The organism is Halorhabdus amylolytica, from assembly GCF_004944975.1.
In the GTDB taxonomy this organism is placed as follows: Archaea; Halobacteriota; Halobacteria; order Halobacteriales; family Haloarculaceae; genus Halorhabdus; species Halorhabdus amylolytica.
Window position 1 is genome coordinate 38,182 of the sequence record NZ_SPQG01000015.1, and the last position, 17,853, is coordinate 56,034.

At 61.7% G+C, this 17,853-nt stretch carries 13 protein-coding genes and 1 tRNA gene; 4 read left to right on the forward strand and 10 right to left on the reverse strand.

Going from position 1 to position 17,853, the window contains the following annotated elements:
• Positions 1-13: 13 nt before the first annotated feature.
• Positions 14-259 carry a ferredoxin gene (locus E3374_RS14960; protein WP_136689758.1) on the forward strand — a complete coding sequence of 82 codons (246 nt, stop codon included), beginning with the start codon at positions 14-16 and terminating at the stop codon, positions 257-259.
• Positions 260-428: 169 nt separating this feature from the next.
• Here E3374_RS14960 and E3374_RS14965 read toward each other — a convergent pair whose 3' ends face one another.
• Complete coding sequence (locus E3374_RS14965; protein ID WP_136689759.1) at positions 429-1,070, reverse strand: cysteine hydrolase family protein; 642 nt, start codon at positions 1,068-1,070, stop codon at positions 429-431.
• A gap of 213 nt (positions 1,071-1,283) precedes the next feature.
• A tRNA-Pro gene (locus E3374_RS14970) sits at positions 1,284-1,356 on the reverse strand.
• A gap of 82 nt (positions 1,357-1,438) precedes the next feature.
• Between E3374_RS14970 and E3374_RS14975 the strand changes: the two genes are divergently transcribed.
• The gene (locus tag E3374_RS14975) at positions 1,439-1,717 is read left to right on the forward strand and encodes a pro-sigmaK processing inhibitor BofA family protein (RefSeq protein WP_136689760.1); all 279 of its coding nucleotides are present in this window, start codon (positions 1,439-1,441) and stop codon (positions 1,715-1,717) included.
• A gap of 64 nt (positions 1,718-1,781) precedes the next feature.
• Here the strand turns inward: E3374_RS14975 and E3374_RS14980 are convergent, their stop codons facing one another.
• The 7 genes from E3374_RS14980 to E3374_RS15010 form a co-directional block, all read right to left on the reverse strand.
• Positions 1,782-4,463: a glycoside hydrolase family 31 protein gene (locus tag E3374_RS14980; protein ID WP_136689761.1), complete on the reverse strand. Its 2,682-nt coding sequence runs from the start codon at positions 4,461-4,463 to the stop codon at positions 1,782-1,784.
• Positions 4,464-4,498: 35 nt separating this feature from the next.
• A complete protein-coding gene (locus E3374_RS14985) occupies positions 4,499-5,551 on the reverse strand; it encodes a TrmB family transcriptional regulator (protein ID WP_136689762.1) in 1,053 nt (350 codons plus the stop codon).
• Between the two features lie 57 nt (positions 5,552-5,608).
• Positions 5,609-5,821 carry a hypothetical protein gene (locus E3374_RS14990; RefSeq protein WP_136689763.1) on the reverse strand — a complete coding sequence of 71 codons (213 nt, stop codon included), beginning with the start codon at positions 5,819-5,821 and terminating at the stop codon, positions 5,609-5,611.
• A gap of 140 nt (positions 5,822-5,961) precedes the next feature.
• A complete protein-coding gene (locus E3374_RS14995) occupies positions 5,962-8,166 on the reverse strand; it encodes an ABC transporter ATP-binding protein (protein ID WP_136689764.1) in 2,205 nt (734 codons plus the stop codon).
• Position 8,167: 1 nt separating this feature from the next.
• Complete coding sequence (locus E3374_RS15000) at positions 8,168-9,391, reverse strand: ABC transporter permease (protein WP_136689765.1); 1,224 nt, start codon at positions 9,389-9,391, stop codon at positions 8,168-8,170.
• Entirely contained in the window at positions 9,378-10,388 is a 1,011-nt protein-coding gene (locus tag E3374_RS15005; protein ID WP_136689766.1) for an ABC transporter permease, read from the reverse strand. The genes E3374_RS15000 and E3374_RS15005 overlap by 14 nt, the downstream gene beginning before the upstream one ends.
• 176 nt (positions 10,389-10,564) lie before the next feature.
• Positions 10,565-12,469: an ABC transporter substrate-binding protein gene (locus E3374_RS15010; protein ID WP_136689767.1), complete on the reverse strand. Its 1,905-nt coding sequence runs from the start codon at positions 12,467-12,469 to the stop codon at positions 10,565-10,567.
• A 125-nt stretch (positions 12,470-12,594) separates the two neighbouring features.
• Here E3374_RS15010 and E3374_RS15015 point away from each other — a divergent pair, with 125 nt between their 5' ends.
• Positions 12,595-14,325 carry a glycoside hydrolase family 13 protein gene (locus E3374_RS15015; protein WP_136689768.1) on the forward strand — a complete coding sequence of 577 codons (1,731 nt, stop codon included), beginning with the start codon at positions 12,595-12,597 and terminating at the stop codon, positions 14,323-14,325.
• Positions 14,322-16,040: a glycoside hydrolase family 13 protein gene (locus E3374_RS15020; protein ID WP_136689769.1), complete on the forward strand. Its 1,719-nt coding sequence runs from the start codon at positions 14,322-14,324 to the stop codon at positions 16,038-16,040. Before E3374_RS15015 ends, E3374_RS15020 begins: the two co-directional genes overlap by 4 nt.
• Before the next feature lie 94 nt (positions 16,041-16,134).
• Here the strand turns inward: E3374_RS15020 and E3374_RS15025 are convergent, their stop codons facing one another.
• Complete coding sequence (locus tag E3374_RS15025; RefSeq protein WP_136689770.1) at positions 16,135-17,733, reverse strand: alpha-amylase family glycosyl hydrolase; 1,599 nt, start codon at positions 17,731-17,733, stop codon at positions 16,135-16,137.
• Positions 17,734-17,853: the final 120 nt, after the last annotated feature.

Sequence of the window (17,853 nt, forward strand, 5' to 3'; positions counted from 1 at the left end):
TCAAACGACCACTATGAGGGTCGAATTCGATCGTGACACCTGCATCGGGATGTTCCAGTGCGTCGCCGAGTACGACGCCTTCGAACGCGACGAAGACGCAGGCAAGGCGGTGCTCGTCGGCGGCGAGGAAGCCGGCGACGGGATCGTCTCCCTAGAGGTGTCCGAAAGCGACGAACTCGACGCGAAGTTCGCCGCCCGAACCTGTCCCGTGGACGCGATTCGGATTCTCGACGACGAGGACGAGCAGTTGGTACCGTGAGGGACGGATGTTCATTCGGTTCGGGCACCGCCTCGAGAGACACGTGACGAAGACACGGAAGCACGATACCGTAGCCCTACAGGGGTGAACGTAACGTCGGATCTATTGCGGTGTTGATGGGTGAGAAGAGGATGACGACCAGAACCACGAACGATCGAGACAGAATGGCCTATCCAGTGATCCAGTCGATCGTTTCTTCAGTATCCATCAACGCCACTCCGATGTTCTCCAGTTCATCTAGACCTCTATTGTATGTCTTCGATGTCGCATCCGGAACGAAAACGATCCGATAGTCACGTTCGCTTGCCTCGTAAACGGTCGTTCTGGGACAGTTCGGAAAGTTACACCCACAAATGACGACTGTATTTACTGATAGCGTACCCAAGAAGTCGTCGAGGCCGGTCGAATAAAACGCGCCCCACCGTGGCTTGTAGCGTATCCATTCGTTGGAATCAATTTTCTGGAACGCACCCGCAAGTAGCTGGGTCGCGTCCAGAGACACGCCACCAGACGGTTTCAGTTCCGCGACTAATTCGGCACCCTCGGTACCGGGACGGACGATCTCGGCACCGTCCTCGACCGCCTGTCTTCGGCACTGATCTACGTTTGATCCATCGTCACGATACAGGCGAACCACATGGATGACCGGGCGCGCCTCAGAACGAAACGCCTCAACGAGACACTTCATTTGTGGCACGACAGCAGCTGTGCCGGCGATTCTCGCCGACGCGTCAGGAAGGGTGAAATCGTTTTGCGTATCGATCGTCAGGAGAGCCGCTTGCTCTGGATCGGGGCGTGTGTACGTATCCATGTGAAAACAAGATCACAGTGTCTTTTCAAATCTCCGTTCGTTCGGACCTCAGTAGACATTCCAGCTCGCTACCCGGGCTCGGGGCTTCGCCGTTCGCCGTTCGAGACGCTCTCCCGTCGCGTCTCGCTACGCTGTGCGAGCTGTGGCTTCCAGGGTTCAAATCCTCACTCTTCCGTTTGGGGGCGCTCGGGAATTTGCTCGCGCCACGCAAAGTGGGACCGCGCGGATTTGAACCGCGGTCAACGGCACCCAAGGCCGCAAGGATACCAAGCTACCCCACGGTCCCGCGTGATACCGTTACGTCGACACGAGCTAAAGCGTTTCGTTCCGGCCAGAAAGCACATACCGGCCGGGAGAGCAGTCCGAACATGGTAACAACATTCGAAATCGCCGCACTCCTCCTCGTCCTGGGGGCCGTCCTCGGTGCGTACTGGATCGTCAAGGCGGTCAAGCCGTTCATCTGGAACGCGATCGTCGGTCTGGTCGTCCTCCTGCTAGTCGAGATGGTCCTGGGGATCGAGGTCGCGATCACGCCGCTGGTGGTGTTGATCGTCGCCATCGGCGGCCTGCCGGGCGCGATCCTCGTGATCTTGCTGGCGGTCCTGGAAGTCGCGTTCGTCCCCGGCGCGATCGTCTTCCTGCTGTAACACGGGCTCGCATCCGGGTTCGCTGGTCCGCGTCCAGAAAGTTGACGTCGAGAACCGCGGTCGGTCAGTGTTCGGGCTCGTCGGGTGCCGAGCTCTCGGCAGTCGCTGCGAACACGTCCTCGTAATCGAGTCGGACCTCTCCTTCCACAGCTGGATCACTCACGTCGAAGGCCGCGAACTGTGGGGCCTCGCCACGCTCGGACTCGTGGGTTCCCCACATCGGTTCGTCCGACCAGTCCCAGGCGCTGAACCGGTAGGATACCGGCGCGTCCTCGGGGTTCCAGACGACGATTCGATCCTCGCCGTCGTGATCGAGCAAGTCGACGCCGGCCCCGGTGATCGTCTCGGCCAGCGCACGGAGCTGGGCGTCGGTCAGCGGCCGGACGTAGTCTGCCAGCCACTCGATCCCGTCGGGCTCGAAGTCCTCGAGGATGGCTTCTTTGACAGTGACGTGGGTCTTGAACGACCACAGGAGATCCTCGACGTGCGTTTTCGTCCGATCACGACGGTCGACCAGCGATTCGGCGTCCGTCTCGATGACGATCGTGACCGCCTCCTCGACTGCAACGGGGTCGAGATCGATGACGAGCGTCGCGTCCTTCGCGCGATAGGTCATCTCGTAGTCAGCCCCGCCCTCGATTTCGATGCTCGTCGGCTCGGTCACGCCGCGGAATTGGAGTTCGTACTCGCGCTTCTCGGGGAGTTGCGAACGGTCGCCTTCGGCCCCTTCGATCTCGAAGGTCAGCCGATCGCCGTCGAAGGTCTGGGCGAGTTCGGTGGTCGCGTAGGCACCGTCGCGGTGGGCCATCGTGGTCCCGTCGTCCTCGTAGAGTTCGAACCTGTTGTCGGCCCCGGGGAACGTGACGATCCGCATGCGCTCGGGGTTGGAAACGTCCCCGTTCGCATCGGCGTCCATCGGCACGATCCCACCGGCTTTCGCGTAGACCGGCAGGTCTTCGAGGTCGCCATAGCGGGCAAGCCACCGCCCACCCTCGTGGTACTCTCCGGAGCAGAAGTCGAACCACTCGCCCTCCGGCAGCCAGACCGAGCGACGTGCGAGGTTCGTCTCGTCGTCGCGCTCGCTCAGGTGTGGGGCGGCGAGAAGTTCGCTCCCGAAGTAGTACTGGTGGACGGTCTCGTAGGCCGCCTCGGCCTCGGGGTGGTGGTAGTACATCGGCCGGACCAGCGGGACGCTCTCGGTGTGATCTCGCCACGCCATCGTGTAGAGATAGGGGATCAACTCGTGGCGCAGCGTGAGCGCGTCTTCGAGCGTCGCGGAGATCGTATCGTCGAACGCCCAGGGCCGTTTCTCGACGAAGCGGTGTTTCGTCGTGTGGATCCGGTTGATCGGCGAGAAGACGCCGAACTGGGCCCAGCGGGCGTATAACTCGGCGAACTCCCGGGAGTCGCCTTCGCCACCCATGTGCCCGCCGATGTCGTGACTCCACCAGCCGTAGGCGACGTTCGCCGAGGTGGCCGTCAGGTGGGGCTGGAAGCGGAGAGACTCCCAGCTAATGTACGAATCCCCGGAGAAGCCGATCGGATAGCGATGGCCGCCCAGACCGGGCCACCGAGAGAAGATGAACGGACGTTTGCCGGTCCGCGTCCGGTCGAGGGCGTGGAGGTGATTCAGCGCCCACAGCGGATCCAACCCGTCCATTTCGGGCGATTCCTCCCACTGCTGCCAGTCGATCCACCAGAAGTCGATTCCGTCCTCGTCTTCCATCGGGTCGATCAGATGTTCGAAGTACCCACGAAGGAACTGTTGGTCACTCGCGTCGAACTCGATCGGTTCCTCATTTTCCGGGTTGCTCCCCATGAACGCCGCGAAGTCCTCGTACTGGGCCTCGTGAGGGTGGACGCCCTCGGCGGGATGGAGATTGAGCGTCGTCCGGACGTCGTTGTCGTGCAGCCACTCGATGAAGCCCTCCGGATCGGGGAAGTACTCGTCGTTCCACGTCCAGCCCGTCCAGCCGTCGTGGTAGTCGTTCTCGACGACGTGCCAGTCCATGTCGATCACGCAGACCGACAGCGGGATATCCCGTTCCTGGAACCCTTCGACCACGCCGCGGAGTTCCTCCTGAGTGTATTCCCAGTAGCGACTCCACCAGTTCCCCAGGGCCCATCGCGGGATCATGGGCACATCGCCCGTGATCGCCCGGAAATCTTCGAGACGACGCTGGTAATCGTTCCCGTCGCCGAAGAAATACAGGTCCTCGTAGGCCTCCGGCGCGTCACGGGGCTGGACCCATTCGTCGTCGAACACCAGTCGCTCGGTGTCGTCGACGAGCGCCCAACCGTCCCGCGAGACCAGCCCATCCTCTAGGGGGGCGGCCCCGTCGACCTGGTCGACCGTCCGTAGCGCGCCGCCGAGGTTGCCGTCGTCTTCGTCGCCGTACGTCCAGACTGTGCCATCGGCGAGTTCCACCGAGAGTGTCTCGGCGGTAAACCCGTCGTCTGCGTGGTCGTATTCGAGAACCAATGCGTCAGTCTCGACGACCAGGCGGTCCTCGCCCCGGACAACCTCGAAATCCGGGACCGGCTGGTCGCGATACCACACGAGTTGGCTCGGGCGGTCCTCGAAGGCCCCCGTCGGGTCGTACTCCAAACGGAGGGTCCGGGGCGTCAGAACCGTGATACGGACGTTCGGTCCGCGGACGATCGCCTCATCGGCGGCGACCGGATCGAAGTCGGGAACGTGTCTGTCTGCCAATCCGTCTTTTCGATTGCTGTCTGTCGATGTCATGGTATTTGGTTCTGTTATGATTGCATCAAAGTGTCTCACCGCTCGGGCGAGAGCGTGATCGACTCGACCTCGTAGTCTTCGAGGAACGCGCCCGGGCCGCCGAGGCTGACCGATTTCTCCGCAGTATCGAGGACGATACTGTTCTGGAGGGGAAACCGACCGGTCCTGGGTTCGAGGAACTGTTGGTTGACTTCCGTGACTGTCCCCGAGATGTGGTTGCCCTTATCGGTGTCGACCTCGGCGTGGAGCGTCGTTCCCTCCCGCTCGTGTAGCGTAGCCTGGAACGTCGCGTCCCTGAACCACTCGAACGTGCGGGGCAGTGGATCCGGATCCGTCTCGTAGAGGACCTCCGAGGAGGGCCAGTACGCGCCGATGAAGACGCTGAAGATCGAGCCTGCGAGGTTTTCCTCGGAAACGTCCACGACGTGTTCCTTGCCGTGTGGCCCGGTCACGACGGTCGAATCACCGATCATCGCGTCGGTGTCGTCAGTGGTGTACAGGAGCGGAAGCTGTTCGTCCCAGTATCGGACGGCATCGGCCAGGCCGGCGAACTCCTCGGGGACGGGATCCGACGAATCCACGAGCAACAGGAGCACGAACGCGTCACGTTCTTTGGCCTCTCGCAACACGGACTTGACCTCGGAGAAAACGTTGGCCGGAACGGCGAGGGCCACCTCGTGTTCGGCGGCGGCAATCGCCTCACGGAGATGTTTGATCGCCGTCTCCCGGGATCTGACGACCTGAATCTCCGGCGATTCGGTCGTCGTTTCGTTGTACGTCTCCTCGAGTTCGGGCTGAATCGATTCGAGCCGTTCGGAGAGGTTCTCGATCGCTTCGGCGGGCGGGAGCGCCCGGATCGTGGTCGGCGAGGCGTGCTCGTTGACCTGGACCAGTCCACGATCCTCGAGTCGTTCGGCGATGCCGTAGACCGCCCGCTGGGTGACGTCCGCCTCCTCGGAGATCGTACGGGTCGTCGTCGCGTCCTGGGCGAGGATCGCGAGATACGTGTCGATCTCCGTCTCGGAAAACCCGAAGACCGAAAGCTCCTCTCGGATATCTGTCTCGTTTGGTGACGACGATTGGGTCATTGTCTCACACTTGGAGGGACGCGTTGAATGTGTTTTCGTTCCGCTCGAGCGGCACGGTCACGAATGCCCGTTCTCGATGATCTCCTCGAAAGGATCCCAGTCGACGTAGATGAGAACGGCCGATCCCACCAGCATTGTCAGGAGCATGCCACCGCTGAGCACTGCGATCACGAACGTCGGACTTCCGGGCTCGATCGTCGGTACAGAGAGTCCCAGAAAGACGAGCAAAACCACGCTCGCGACGAAAAACGCCCGTAAGACGTCAGTCATTGCCGTTCGTCACGCTCCATGTGTCAGTGACAGCTTTCCGTCCCGATACGGTGTAGCTGTTTCGATGGGCTGACTGACGACGGGAGCCGTCGAGACTGCGCGGAAAGGCGACATTCCGTCCCGATCGACCCATTCTGTCATCAGTCGTCGGCCTCGGCGACCATCGGTTGCTCCTCCGGTAGCGGCTTGCTGTCCCAGTAGGCGTGATCCTCCTCGGTTCGATGACAGGCCGCCGCCCGGACCTGGGGTGTGGATTCGTCGTTCCCGAGATCCGGCGCCGCCCGAGTACACACCTCACGCGCCTCGGGACAGCGCGTGTGGAACCGACAGCCAGCGGGCGGATCAACCGGGTCGGGAATGTCGATCGAGCGCACCGGCGGCTCCTCTATCTCCTGGGCGCTCGGGTCGAGATCGGCGGTCGCCCAGCGCAAGACCTTGGTGTAGGGGTGTTGAGGATTCCCAAGGACCTCCTCGGGCGGGCCGATCTCGACGATCTCGCCGAGATACATGATGCCGATCCGGCCGTCGGCCTTCTCGGCCAGATAGCGGGCGTTCGAAAGCGTATGGGAGATGAACACGAAGGATGTGTTGAACTCCTGTTGGAGTTCCAGCAGCAGGTCCATCGTCTCGACGCGTAGTGAGACGTCAAGCGCCGAGACCGCCTCGTCGGCCAGGATGACGTCCGGGTTCATCAACAGTGCCCGGACGAGCGCCACGCGTTGCTGTTCGCCACCAGAAAGCTGGTGTGGAAACCGGTGAGCGTAATCCTGTGGCGGCTGCATTCCGACCCGATCGAGCAAGCCGAAGATGCGTGCACGGCGGTCCTCGATCGACATGTCGGGTTCCCACTTCTTGAGCGGAGCTTCGAGGCTCGTCAGGACTTTCTTGTTCGGGTTCAGTGCCGCACCCGGATCCTGGTGGATGATCTGCAGTGCTCGCCGGATCTCGCTGTGTGGGATGTCGAGGTCGCCACGGCCGTCTTTGGCGTCCCAGACGTCTTGCCCGCGATAGGAGACCGAACCGTGGGTGGGTCGCTGGACGCCGATGACGGTCTTGCCAAGCGTCGTCTTGCCACACCCGGACTCGCCGACGAGCGCGACGACGTCGTTCTCCCGGATGTCCAGGGAGACATCGTCGACCGCCCGGACCGGCTGGGACTCGCCGAACATCGAACTGACCAACCCCTCGTTCTGGTCGAAGTGGACCGACACGTCCTCTAAGGACATCACGACGTCCTCGTCGGATGCAAACGACCAGCCGTCGGAGTCCGGCCCTTCCTCGCCCGCCATCTCGGCCAGGGCCGTCTCCGTCACGTCGAAGGGGACGGCCTCAGCGGCCTCGTCGTGGTGGAAACACGCCGAGCGCTGGTCCTCGGCGACTTCGAACCACGGTGGGTCGTCCGTGTGACACTCCTCGGTCGACAGCGGGCACCGCGGCGCGTAGTGACACCCCTGAGGGACGTGGGCCGGGTTCGGTGCGGTACCGCCGATCGGCTGCATCGTTTCTAGTGGGGCATCCAGGTTCGGAACAGCGCGCAACAACGCCCGGGTGTAGGGATGCTCGGAGTTCCGAACCAGCTGTTCGCTAGGGCCGACTTCGACCAGTTCGAAGGCATAGAGGATCGCCAGCCGGTCGGCCATCCCGGCCACCAGCGGGAGGTCGTGGGTGATGAACAGCAGGGTGAGGTCGTACTTCTCCTTGAGATCCTCCAGCAGGCTCAAGATCGAGCGCTGCATCAACAGGTCCAGCGCCCCAGTCGGCTCGTCCATGAGCAGGACCTTCGGTTCCAGGACGAGGCTGAGAGCGATCAGCGCCCGCTGGCTCATCCCGCCGGAGAGTTCGTGAGAATACGATTCAAGTACCCGATCGGGTTCCAGATACAGATCAGAGAGAAGTTGTCGGGCTCGTTCCATCCCTTCCTCGACGTCGTACCCGTGGGCCTCCAGCGTTTCCTCGAAGTGCCCGCCGATCGTCAACGTCGGGTTGAACGACGACAGCGCACCCTGGAAGACCATCGAAATTTCCTCCCAACGTAGCGAGCGAAGTTCCTCGTCTGAGAGTTCCAGGACGTGGATCGGATCGGCGTCGGGTTCCGGGTGATAGCGGATCTCGCCGGTGGTGATCCCAGGCTGCTGGACGGCGTCCATCATGCTGTTTGCGAGCATCGACTTGCCCGACCCCGACTCGCCGACGACACCCAGGACCTCCTCCCGTCGGAGGTCGACGTCCACGTCGTCTAGGACCATCGCGTCCTGGTTTTCGAGATCGTACGTGACGTTGACGTTGCGCGCTTCGATAATCGGGTCGTTCGATCCGGCCGGCATCGAGATCGTATCCTGACTCATGTTAGATTCCTCCCGTTGTTGTACCACCGGCGTTCTTCTCCATCGCGTCCGTCGTCGAGGTGCCGTCACCCGGATCGCCGTCGCCGCCTTCTCCTTCTCCCTCGATCGTCTCGGCGTGGCGGGCGCGGACGCGTGGGTTGAAGATGCGGTCGGCTCCCTGGGCGAGTAGCGTGAGACCGAACGCGAGAGCGATGACGGTGAACATCGGCACCAGCAGCCAGTGGATGGCGAGCAACGAGGAAGTCGCCCCGGCACGGTGAACGGCGGCGTCCATCATGACGCCCCAATTTGTGCTCGTGTAGGGCAACACGCCCAGGAAGTACAGTCCGACCGAGCCGAAGATGACCATCCGAGCCTGCTGGACGAAATTCATCGTGATGTACGGCATCAGGTTGGGAACGATGTCCCCGAGAACGATCTTCGGCGTGGAGATCCCCATGATCCGGGAGGCCTCGACGTACTCCGACTCCCGGAGAGTCAGTACCTGCGAGCGGATCGCCCTGGCCAGTCCAGCCCAGGCGTTGATCGTGATGAGAATCCCGATGACGATGGGATGGCCCTCTATCTGGAGGACCGAGGCAAGGACGATCGTCAGCGGGAGCCCCGGGATCGTCATCGCCATGTCGTTGATCGTCATCGCGATGCTGTCGAAGCGGCCGCCTTTGTACCCGCTGGTGGTCCCGATCGCAGTACCGAGAACGACCGAGAACACGGCACCAGAGGCAAGCATTAGCAGCATCGCTGGCGTCGCGTGGACCGTCTGTGAGAGGAGGTCCACGCCCGAGGCGGTCGTCCCGAACGGATGTTCGAGCGACCTGAACGCGCCGAGTAGGCGCCTCCCCTGGTTTGGACTGGGAGCGGCGACGACGTGGGGACCGACGATCCCCATCAGCAGGTAGAAGCTGACGACGAGCAGGCCCGTACGGGCGCGCCAGTCGCTCCAGACGATCCGGGCCGGCGCGAGCAGTTTCTCCTCGAGCCACTGCCGTCGCCGTTCGCCCTTGCTCATCGTGAACTCGGCCGTCTGCTCGAACTGCGAGACTGCCTCGCCGCCATCGGTCACAGCCTGTCCGTGACGATCGTGGCCGGTAATCGCCGAACGCTTTCTGGCGTCGGCCGGGCGAACATCCGCACCGCCGACGGCGTCGACGAGCGGATCCTTGACCGCTCCGTCCGAGCCGGCGTCCTCGGCGTCTACAGACGCCCTGTCATCAGTAGGATTCACGCGAACCACCTCCTCTGGCCCGCGGGTCGATCCAGCCGTAGGTCAGATCGGCGATGGTGATCCCGATGACCATGGCGACTGTTATGAGAATGAACGCGCCCATCATCAGCGGATAATCCCGGGAGTTGATCGACTGGATCATGTAGAAGCCGACCCCGGGATAGGCGAAGATGTTCTCGATGATGATCGCCCCGCCGAAGGCAGTCCCGATGGCGATCATCAGACCGGTGTACATCGGCAGGATGGCGTTGCGCGCGACGTATCGGATCGCGATCCGGCGGGTGGAGAGGCCCCGGAGGCGAGCCACACGGAGGAAGTCCTCGCCGAGGATCCGGATGGAGTTGCCACGCATGTTCAGTGCCCAGCCGCCGAAGGCGACGATCGCCATCGAAAGGATCGGCAAGGCGCCGTGATGAAGGACGCTCAAGAGGAACGGAAGGTTGAATCCCACGGTGAGCTCCGACGCGTATCGCCCGCCGGTCGGGAACAGTTCGAGCTGGTAACCCAGGAACGTCAGCCCCAGCAGGGCAACGACGTAGTTAGGCGTCGAGTTCAGGAACAGACCGACGCCGGTCGCACCCACGTCGAAGCGCGATCCTTCCTTGTACGCCATGAACGCGCCCAGCGAGATCCCGACGAGGAACCCGAGGAACAGGGCCGTTCCCGTGAGGAAGACCGTCCACGGGATAGCCGGCCCGATGATCTCCGCGACGGGATCGCCGAACCAGACGGACTGACCGAAGTCACCCTGCAGGAGACCGGTCATGTAGTCGACGTACTGGACGTAAATCGGTTCGTCGGTCGTGATCCCCGTCTGGGCCTCGATCCGCATATTGATTGCCTCCTGGGAGAGGTCGCTGCCACCCTGTTCGATTATTTTGGCGCGCAGGTAGTCCATGGGGCCCCCCGGAAGGAGTCTGATCAAGGCGAAACTGAACGACACCACGACGAGCACCGTGAGGACGGCTTGGCCGAGGCGTTTGAGTACGTAATTCATGGGTAATCGGTGACGTAATTGGTGGACGAGGTTGGTGGTGATGATCGATGTATCGTGGACGTGGTTTTGCACGTGGGTGACTGGTGGTCGAGCACTGAGCGACCACGGGGGACGCCGGGTGGTGGACGATGGTAGCCGAACGGTGGACGTCCGCCCTCAGTGGTCGCCGGTCGCGATCACTCCTCGGGCGTCGCCAGCTCCGAGATCAGGTTGGTTGGCGTGACCGTCTCGCTATCGCGTACCTGATCGTGCAGGATCGGAGCCTCGTACTCGGTCGGGACGTTCCAGTAGTCCGTCGCGTCCCCGCTGTTGTAGATCCAGTCGAAGTGGAAGTATGGGTGAGCGTGGTCGTAGGAGGCCCAGCCCTGTAGGGCAAGTTTGAAGTCGCCCTCGATGTAGTCGCCGCCCCAGTAGGTCGCCGAGTCCTGCATGACGGGTTCTGATTCGATCCCGAAATCCTGGAGGTGGCTGACAATCGTCTCGACGCCGGAGACCCAGTCGGAGAAACCCGCCGGCCCCTTGATCGGGAGTTCGAGCGGTTGACCGTCCTGCTGCCAGGTGCCATCCTGCTTCTCGTAGCCGGCGTCTTCGAGGAGTGCAGCAGCCTCGTCGGTCTGCTGTTCGGCACGTCCGTAGGTGTCGAACTCGTCGACGACGCCTTCGAGCCAGTGCCCTTCGATGTTACCGGTGAACTCGCCGGTCAGACCGCTGGGATAGGTGACACCGATCTTCGACCCGGTGCCCGCACCGGAGTTCTTGGCTGCAGCCTCGCGATCAATGACGTGAGCGATCGCCTTCCGAACGCGTGGATCGTCGACCGGTTCCTGCTCGTGGTTGAAGACGATTCCCATCCCCCAGTGGCGAGAGACCAATGCAGTCTGCATGTAGTCGGGCAGCCGACGGGTCTGGTTCTCGGGCATGAACAGCGTCGCCGAGCCGTCCGTCTCGCCGTTGATGAGCGACTGCCACCGACCGGAGTTGTTGGGCTTGTAGAGGTACTCGATCTCCGGGATGTTGATCCGATCGGCGTCAGGATGGTCCTCGAACTTCGTGACGAGCGTCCGCTGGCTATCTGCGTCTTCCCACTGCCAGGGCCCGTTGCCGACAGGTTCCTCGTCGGTGAAGTCAGTGAGGTCGCCCAGCGCCTGGGAACGCTCCTCCTCGGTTTCGGCGTCGTCCAGCCCCCGAACGAACTCGCCGTAGGTACCTTCGTAGGCACGGAGCTGGATCGGCGCGAGCAACGAGAGAATGACGTCCTCGTTGACCGGGTGTGCCAGTTCGATCTCGGCCGTTCGATCGCCGGTTCCCTGGATGCGATCGGGTATCGCGTTCATGTCGCCGTCCGGGACAACATACGGACCGAGTCCACCGGCTCCGCCGCTGTTGTACAGATCCAGCTTGAGATGGTCGGCGACTTCCTGACCGGTGACCGGATCGCCGTTGTGCCAGGTCTGGCCCTCTCGGACAGTCAGCGTGACGGTCGTCCCGTCGATCTCCCAGTCGCTGATGAGGTAGGGGTGGTACTCCCTGGTTGCGAGATTGTACCGCATGAAGCGGTCGAACATCGCACGGCGTGCCTCCCCGTCGTTGGTCCCGTTCCAGACATTGTACTGTGAGTCCGACGGGACCGCCCACTGTGCGAAGGTCAACCGTTCGTCCTCGGTGCCTTCCTTGCGGGTCCACTCGCCCTGGCGCGGGAGCCAGCTGGTCGGCCAGTAGACCTGCATCTTCTCACTGTCGGCCGGCGGAACGTTCCAGTCGTCGGTCGCCTGGAAGGACTGAGCCAGCTTCTCCATGATCGGCAACACCGGCAGCGTCTGATTGGTTATGTACGCCAACTCCTGGATGGTCGCCCGCGAGACACTTTCGATCTGTTCGGGCGTCGTCGTCTCTGTCCCCTCGCCACCTCCAGCAGTGTCTCCGTCACCGCCGGAATCGCCAGCAGGCGTGTCTTCTTCCGTCTGTCCTGTGCCGCCACAGCCGGCGAGCGTAGTCGTGACCCCCACTGCGCCGAGGCCCTGGACGAACCGTCGGCGCGAAAGCGGCGAATCGTGCGAGTGTCTGTCTTTGGGACCGGACATCGTCGTGAACAATAAATCATATCGAAATAAAAGTTGTGGTAGAATAGCTTCTTCAATAATTTGGTTAGAATTCCTTCTTCAAGAATTTAGACAGAATTAAGTGATCTGTTCGCGATTATCCATCCATGGGACACAATCGATCCACACAGTCGCCGGACACAGAGCAATCCGACGGTGACGATCGTCCATGGTGGAAGGAAGCAGTCGTCTACCAGATCTACCCCAAAAGTTTCAACGACACCGACGCCGACGGCATCGGTGATATCCCCGGTATCGTCCAGAAGGTCGACTATCTGGATGAGTTGGGCGTCGACGCCGTCTGGCTCTCGCCAGTCTACCAGTCCCCACAGGCCGACAACGGCTACGACATCAGTGACTACCGCGCCATCGACGACCAGTATGGCGAACTGGGCGACTGGGAGGCACTGCTCGGGGACTTACACGACCGTGATATCCGCCTGCTGATGGACCTCGTCGTCAACCACACTTCCGACGAACACGAGTGGTTCCAGCGTTCACGCCGTGGCGAGGAACCCTACGACGACTATTACTACTGGCGGGAAGGCGACCCCGACGACCCCCCGAACAACTGGGAGTCGTTTTTCGGCGGGTCGGCCTGGTCCTACGACGATGAACGCGAGGCGTGGTACCTCCATCTGTTCGACGAGAAACAGCCCGACCTCAACTGGCGCAATCCCGCCGTCCGCGAGGACGTCTACGAGATGATGCGATGGTGGCTCGATCGTGGCATCGACGGCTTCCGGATGGACGTCATCAACCTCATCTCCAAGACCGAGGGCCTGCCGGACGGCGATCCTCATGGCGGGCTTGTCGGGGCCGAACACGTCATGAACGGACCACGCGTTCACGAATACCTCTCGGAAATGATGGAAGAGACCGTCGACACCGTCGACCGGGAGATCATGACCGTCGGTGAGACGCCTGGCGTCTCCGTCGAGGACGCACGACAGTACGTCGGCGAGGACGGCGATGGCCTCTCGATGGTGTTCCAGTTCGAGCACGTCAACGTCGACGACGGTGACAGCAAGTGGGACCTCGGGGAGTTCGACCTCGTCGCGTTCAAGGAGATCTTCGACCGCTGGCAAACCGGATTGGCGGATGACGGCTGGAACAGCGTTTACCTCTCGAATCACGACCAGCCCCGGTCGGTCTCGCAGTTCGGCAACGACGGCGAGTATCGACGGAAGTCCGCCAAACTCCTGGGGACGTTTACCCACACGCTGGGTGGGACACCCTACGTCTACCAGGGCGAGGAACTCGGCATGACGAACACGAGCTTCGAGTCGGTCGAGCAACTGCGCGACGTCGAAGCGATCAACTTCGTCGAAGAGGCACTGGCGAGCGGTGGGGCCGAGGATTACGACGACGTTCGCGACGCGGTCGAGGCGGTCGCGCGGGACAACGCCCGGACGCCGATGCAGTGGGACGGGGGTCCAAACGCCGGGTTCACCGACGGCGATCCCTGGCTGAAAGTCACCGACAACTACACCGAGATCAACGTCGCAGACGAACTGGAGGATACGGATTCAGTCTGGCAGTATTACCGCAAACTGATCGATCTCAGACACGACAACGACGTCCTCGTGTACGGCGACTTCGAGTTACACTATCCCGATCACGAGTCGATGTTCGCCTACACCCGGACCCTCGGTGACGACCGTGCGCTGATCGTCCTCAACTGGACGGACGATCCCACGACTGTCGAGGTGCCCGACGAGATCCCGACTGATGACCTCGAACTCGCGCTCGCAAACGACGACGTGCAGCCCAGTCCCGACGCACAGTTCGAACTCCAGCCCTGGGAAGCACGGGTCTACCTCACTGGAAACCGATGAGCAAGGGAGGTTCACCGGACGAGTCCGTCCGAACGACAGACGAACGAATCGATCGCGAGTGGTGGAAGGAAGCGGTCGTCTACCAGATCTACCCCAAAAGTTTCAACGACACCGACGCCGACGGCATCGGCGATATCCCCGGTATCGTCCAGAAGGTCGACTATCTGGATGAGTTGAGCGTCGACGCCGTCTGGCTCTCGCCAGTCTACCAATCCCCGCAGGCCGACAACGGCTACGACATCAGCGACTACCGCGCTATCGACGAGCGCTACGGCAATCTCGACGACTTTGAAGCGCTACTGTCCGCACTCCACGACCGAGACATCCGCCTCATCATGGATCTCGTGGTCAATCACACCTCCGACGAACACGAGTGGTTCCAGCGCTCACGCCGCGGCGAGGAACCCTACGACGACTATTACTACTGGCGGGAAGGCGATCCCGGCGACCTCCCGAACAACTGGAATTCCATTTTCGGCGGGTCGGCATGGAGTTATGACGACGAACGCGAAGCCTGGTATCTCCATCTGTTCGACGAGAAACAGCCCGACCTCAACTGGCGCAATCCCGCCGTCCGCGAGGACGTCTATGACATGGTGAACTGGTGGCTCGAAAAGGGTATCGACGGGTTCCGCCTCGATGCCGTCAATCTCCTTTCGAAGGCCGAGGGACTCCCGGACGGCGACCCGACCGACGGGATCACCGGCCGCGAGCACTTCTTCAACGGCCCGGAGATCCACGCGTATCTCGGCGAACTTCATGATCGAACCGTCGACCGATACGATGCGATGACCGTCGCCGAGATGGGCGCGATCACTCACGAGGACGCCCTGGAGTACTGCGGTGAGGACGGCGACGGCATCGACATGGTCTTTCAGTTCCTCCGTGACGAGTTGCGGAGTGAAGATGATCCGAAGTGGGAGCCGATGGACTGGACGCTTCCCGAACTAGCCTCGATCGTCACGGACTGGCAGACCGGCCTCGCTGGCGAGGCCTGGGTCGCCCCGGTACTGGAGAATCACGACCAGCCCCGGAGTGTCTCGTGGTGGGGCAGTGAGGAGTACCGCCGTCAATCGGCCACGATGCTCGGCACCTTCCTGTTGACAATGCGGGGGACGCCGTTCCTGTATCAGGGCCAGGAACTCGGCATGACGAACGTCGAGTTCGATAGTCTCGACGAACTCGAAGACCCGGCAACGAAACAGCGCGTCGAGAACGCGATCGCTGACGGCGACATCGATGGTTTCGAGGATGCGCGGACGGTGATAAACCTGGAGAGTCGCGACCACGGCCGGACGCCGATGCAATGGACCGACGGTCCGAGCGCCGGGTTCACTGATGGCGAGCCCTGGATCGTAGTGAACCCTAATCACACCGAGATCAACGTCGAGAGTGAACGCGACGATCCAGATTCGGTACTCCGGTATTACCGTGAACTCATCGATATCCGCCACGACAGCGACGTCCTCGTCTACGGCGACTTCGAATTCCTCGTCGCGGGAGACGAGCAGGTGTTCGCCTACGTTCGAGCCCACGACGAGGAACGGCTACTGGTCGTCCTCAACTGGTCGTCCGATTCATGCCACCTCGACCTGTCCGAACACACTGAACGCGAGGCTGAATACAGGCTGGGTAACTACGGCGATACCGGCGAAGACCTCGCCGATCTCGACTTACGGCCCTGGGACGCTCGCATCTATCGCCTTGTCCAGTAGCGACAGGTGATACACTACCCAGAGAGTCGGTGACACGTAGCGAGCGAAAGCCCACCTTTCAGGGGTGAGAGGATGTCAAGTCCGTCTCGGTCGTCTATTGCCCCGAAAGGCGCCAGGCGTACTCGTACCCATCGAGTGCAACGCCGTCGACAGTGCGTGGCTCCGTGGTCACATTGTTGTACGTGCGTAGCGTCCGATCGCCGTGCGTTCGCGTCGAGACGAAGACGCCGTTCTCGGCCCGGTAGGTCGGCTGCTCGTTGAACAGTGTCGGGTTGTTCGTTCGCGTCTCGATCATCTCCCGGAGACCAGTCCAGATCGTGTGGGCATTCGAGTCCTCGTCAGTCATCGCTGCAGCCTTGCGATTCTCGTCGAATGGGCCGCGATGGAGATAGCGACTGTCGTCGTAGCCGAGTTGCTCGTTCATCTCCTCGAAGAACGCGCGATCGTTCGCCATCCCGATCTCGTCGCCGTAATAGATGATCGGCGTCCCCTCGACGGAGAAAAGCAGCGAGTACGCAAGCAGGACGCGCTCGGGATCTTCCTCGAGGAGGTTGTACAGCCGCCCGGAGATGCCCTCGCCGTCGCGGAACTCCCAGTCGTCGTCCCGGCGGTACTCGTCGTTGAGGAGTCGACGCTCGTCCGGGCTGACGAACTCCAGGGTCAACTCGTCGTGGACGCGCAGGAACGTGAACCACTGGGCGGTGTCGGGAACGTCGAGATCCGCCAAGCTCGCAAGCTCGTCTGTGATGTAGGTGGGATCGTTCTCGGCGAGAGCCAGGAAGAACGTCGGCATGATCGGGAAGTTATATGCGACGTGGCACTCGTCGCCGTCACCGAAGTAGTCGACGACGTCGGCGGGCTCCTGGTTCGCCTCGGCAATCATGATTGTCCCCTCGGCGATGTAATCGAAAGCCGCCCGGAAGAGCTGCAAGATTGTATGGGTTTCCGGGAGGTTCTCGCAGTTCGTGCCCTCGCGCTTCCAGAGGAACGGCGCGGCGTCCATCCGGAACCCGTCGACGCCCTCGACCTGCCAGCGAGTGAGGATCCGGACCATGTCGATCAGGACGTCCGGATTCTTGTAGTTGAGATCCGGCTGAACGTCGTAAAATCGATGGAAGTAGTAGTCGTCAGTTGGTTCGTTGTACGTCCAGTTGGAGTCCGAGACGCCTTTCAAGAGGAGACGCGTCTCCTCGTATTTCTCGGTGTCGTCGTTCCAGATGTAGTAGTCGCGATACGCGGCGTCCTCGCTCTCTCGGGCGTCCTGAAACCACTCGTGCTGGTCGGACGTGTGGTTGATCGGGACGTCGAAGACGACCTTGATGCCGCGGTCGTGGGCCGCTTCGACGAAATGCAGGAACGCATCGGTCCCGCCGAGTTCGTCACGGACCCGAGAGAAGTCAGAGACGTCAAACCCCTGATCGACCATCGGCGATTCGAGGACTGGCAACAGCCAGAGGACCGTCACGCCCAGTTCCTCGATGTAGTCGAGTCGCTCGATCAGACCGTCGAAATCGTCGGCGAACAGATCGACGTACAGAGAGTAGACGACGCCGGTCTGATACCAGTCAGTCTCTGTGGAGGTGTTGGTAGCCTGGTCGCTACGCTCCTCGAGTAATTCGAGTAACGTGTCCTTCTCGTCTGGATACGCTGTTCCATAGATGTCTTCCCAAAGGGTTTCGATTTCATTTGTCATCGTGGTATCCTCCGTTCGCGGCGTCAGCCAGGACGGTCACTACCCAATACGTCACGATGTGAGAGGTGTGTACAAAGGTTCGCCGATTGATCGCCGAAATTTCGAGTGAACGAATATCAG